Source organism: Streptomyces longispororuber (assembly GCF_014656095.1).
GTDB classification, from domain to species: Bacteria; Actinomycetota; Actinomycetes; order Streptomycetales; family Streptomycetaceae; genus Streptomyces; species Streptomyces longispororuber.
Window position 1 is genome coordinate 1 of sequence record NZ_BNBT01000298.1, and the last position, 3,321, is coordinate 3,321.

A 3,321-nucleotide genomic window follows, 5' to 3' on the forward strand; every position below is an offset into this window, starting at 1 on the left:
CGTTTGAGGACGAGCGCGTCAGCGCGATACGGGGGTCCAGGGGGCGGAGCCCCCTGGTTACGGGAAAGGGGCGGGTCCGGGGCGCACCCGCGAGGGCCGGGGCGGTCAGAGGACGTCGGACGGGTGCACCACCTCCGTGATGCCGCGCTCCGCCAGGTGCCCCGCGTCAGCGACCCGCTCCGCGAGGACGACCGCGGGCCGCACCCCGTCCCCGGCCAGCCGGGCGAAGGCCTCGAAGACCGGCCCCCCGGGCCCGCAGGCGGAGCGCCGCCCCCCGTCGGGGCCGATGTCCACGACGAGCGCGGTGGTCCGCGGCGCGGGCGCCACCGCACGGGCCTCCTTGGCGAGCCGGGCCAGCGCGGCCCCGCCGGGCTTGACCTCGCCGTCGTTCGTCAGCAGGCCGAGGCTGTACTCCAGCTCGGGGAAGTCCGCCAGGGACCGCGACACGTCGTGGGAGCACCACCACGTCACGCCCCACAGGCCCGCGCAGTCGAGCGCGGCGGCCACCGTGGTCTCGGTGAACGCGGCGGCGTCCGCGGCGGGAATGAGCGGCGCGGGCGCCCCGACCTCCTGGAGCCACACGGGCCGGTGCGGGTCCAGGGCCCAGGCCTTGGAGAGCTCGATCAGGTACGCGGCGTGCTGCCCGGTGGCGACGCCGTCGCGCCCGTGGCGCTGCGCGGTGCCGTTGAACACCCAGGAGTGCACGGCGGTGACGGCGCCGAGCCGCGCGGCGTGCGCGGGCGTGAACGGCTGGTCGTCCTGGTACCAGGCGGCGTCGTACTCGGCGTGCAGGTGCAGCCGCCCGGGGGCGCCCTCCTCGCAGGCGTCGAGCACCTGCCGCAGCCACGCCTCGGCCTCGGCCTCGGTGATCCGGTCCGGGTCGGGGTGCGGGCCGGCCGCGAACTGGTTGATCTCGTTGCCGATGGTCATGCCGATGAAGTTGGGCCGGTCGGCGAGGGCCGCGGCGAGCGTACGCAGGTACTCCCGCTGGCCGGAGACCACCTCGGGGTCGGTGAAGAGGTTGCGCCGGTGCCAGGTCTGCGTCCACGCGGGCAGGAAGTCGAAGCTGGACAGGTGGCCCTGGAGCCCGTCGACGTTCACGTCGAGCCCGCGCTCGGCGGCGGCGTCGGCGAGCGCGACGAGCTGCTCGACGGCGCGCGGCCGGATCAGGGTGCGGTTGGGCTGGAAGTACGGCCAGATCGGGAACACCCGGACGTGGTCCAGGCCGAGCGCGGCGATGGCGTCGAGATCGCGGCGTACGGCGTCCAGGTCGAAGTCGAGCCAGTGGTGGAACCACCCCTGGCTGGGGGTGTAGTTGGCGCCGAAGCGGGGCGGCGCGGCGGGGGCGGCGCCGGGCTGGTCGTCTGACGTCAAGGCGGTTCCTGGTTCTCGGGGGGGGCTTCGGTCGGTTCGGGCAGGGGCGGGCCGGGCGCGGCGTGCGGCGGGCACGCCCGGCCCACGGGGGGGGGCGGGGGGCGTCAGCCCTTGACCGCGCCCTCGCCCACGCCGCGGAAGAAGTACCGCTGGAGGCAGGCGAAGAGGACGATCAGCGGCAGGACGGCGATGACGGTGCCCGCGGCGACGAGGCGCTCGTCGTTGGCGAAGGTGCCGTGCAGGTAGTTGAGGCCGATGGTGAGGGTGAACTTGTCGGGGTCGCTGAGCACGATCAGGGGCCACAGGAAGTCGTCCCAGGCGCCCATGAAGGCGAAGATCGCGACGACGGCGAGGGTGCCCTTCACCGCGGGCAGCGCGATGCGCACGAACCGCTGCCACACGTTGGCCCCGTCGACGAAGGCGGCCTCCTCGATCTCGTACGGCACGTTGAGGAAGGCGTTGCGCATCAGCAGGACGTTCAGGGCGGAGACGCAGCCGGGCAGCAGCACGCCGATGAGGGTGTTGTTGAGGCCCAGGTCCCGCATGGTGGTGAACTGGGCGATGATGATGCCCTCGACGGGGACGAGCATGGCGAGGATGAACACCAGCGTGGCCGCCTTGCGGCCGCGGTAGCGCAGCCGCGCGAGGGCGTAGCCGGCGAGGGCGGCGCCCACGCAGTTGGTGACGACGTTCGCGGCGGCGACCTTCAGGGAGTTGAGCGCGTAGTCCCACACGGGGATGGTGTCGGCGACGCGCTCGTAGTTGTGCAGGGTCGGGTCGGACGGCAGGAACTTCGGCGGGGAGCTGAAGATGTTCTCGTGCGGACCCTTCAGGGACGTCGAGAGCTGCCACAGGAACGGGCCGATCATCAGGGCGAGGACGGCGAGCAGCAGGACGTAGCGCAGGACGAGTTCCCAGCCGCGCACGCGGCGCCCGTTCGCGTCCGTGGGCCGCCACTTCCGCGGCCGGGAGGCGGTGGAGGACCGGGGCGCGGGGGCCTGGGGGCGGACCGCTTCGGTGTCCGGGGTCGTCATCGGTTCTCCTTCCGGTCCGCGCGCAGCACGAGCAGCATCAGCGCGACGGTGACGACGAAGATGACGACGGAGATCGCGGAGGCGTAGCCCACGCGGCCGGTCAGTCCGGTGCCGGTGCGCTGCACCAGCATCACGAGGGTGGTGTCCTCGCCCGCGGGCCCGCCGTTGGGTCCCGCCATCAGGTACACCTCGGAGAACACCTTGAACGCGGCCACGGAGGACAGCGCGGCGACGAGCACCATGGTGGAGCGCACGGCGGGCACGGTGACGCTGAGGAAGCGGCGCAGGGAGCCCGCGCCGTCCACGGCGGCGGCCTCGTGCAGTTCGCGCGGGACGTTCGCGAGCGCCGCCAGGTAAATGATCATGTAGTAGCCGAGGCCCTTCCAGACCGTGACGGCCATGGCGGAGAACAGCAGCAGCCACTGGTCGCTGAGGAAGCCGACCTTGTCCGCGCCCACCGCCTCCAGGACGGCGTTCACCAGGCCGCGCTCGTCGAGCATCCACACCCAGATCAGGCCGACGACGACGATCGAGGCGACGACCGGGGTGTAGAAGGCGGACCGGAAGAACGTGATGCCGGGGATCTGCTTCTGGACGAGCAGCGCGAGCAGCAGCGGCAGGACCACCAGCGCGGGCACGACCACGAGGACGTACAGGGTGCTGTTGCGCAGCCCGATCCAGAACATGTCGTCGTGCAGCAGCTCGCGGAAGTTGGCGAGGCCGACGTACTCGCCGTCGACCAACTGGCGTTTGTCGGTGAAGGCGTTGGCGACCGTGCTGACGAACGGGTAGAGGATGAACCAGCCGACGACCACGAGGCCGGGGGTGGCGAACAGCCAGGGGCTGGTCGGGAGTTGGCGCCGGACGCGGCGGCGGTCCGTGCGGCGGCCGCTGCTGATCGCCGTGAACCTGG

The 3,321-nt window shown here is 72.6% G+C and carries 3 protein-coding genes; all 3 read right to left on the bottom strand.

Annotated elements, in window-relative coordinates:
* Positions 1-105: 105 nt before the first annotated feature.
* Entirely contained in the window at positions 106-1,374 is a 1,269-nt protein-coding gene (locus IE330_RS38165; protein ID WP_190140770.1) for a glycoside hydrolase 5 family protein, read from the bottom strand.
* 104 nt (positions 1,375-1,478) lie between these two features.
* On the bottom strand, positions 1,479-2,408 hold the full coding sequence (locus tag IE330_RS38170) for a carbohydrate ABC transporter permease (protein WP_229926229.1): 930 nt from the start codon (positions 2,406-2,408) through the stop codon (positions 1,479-1,481).
* Positions 2,405-3,307, bottom strand: a complete 903-nt coding sequence (locus IE330_RS38175; protein ID WP_190140772.1) for a carbohydrate ABC transporter permease — start codon at positions 3,305-3,307, stop codon at positions 2,405-2,407. Before IE330_RS38175 ends, IE330_RS38170 begins: the two co-directional genes overlap by 4 nt.
* Positions 3,308-3,321 lie beyond the last annotated feature (14 nt).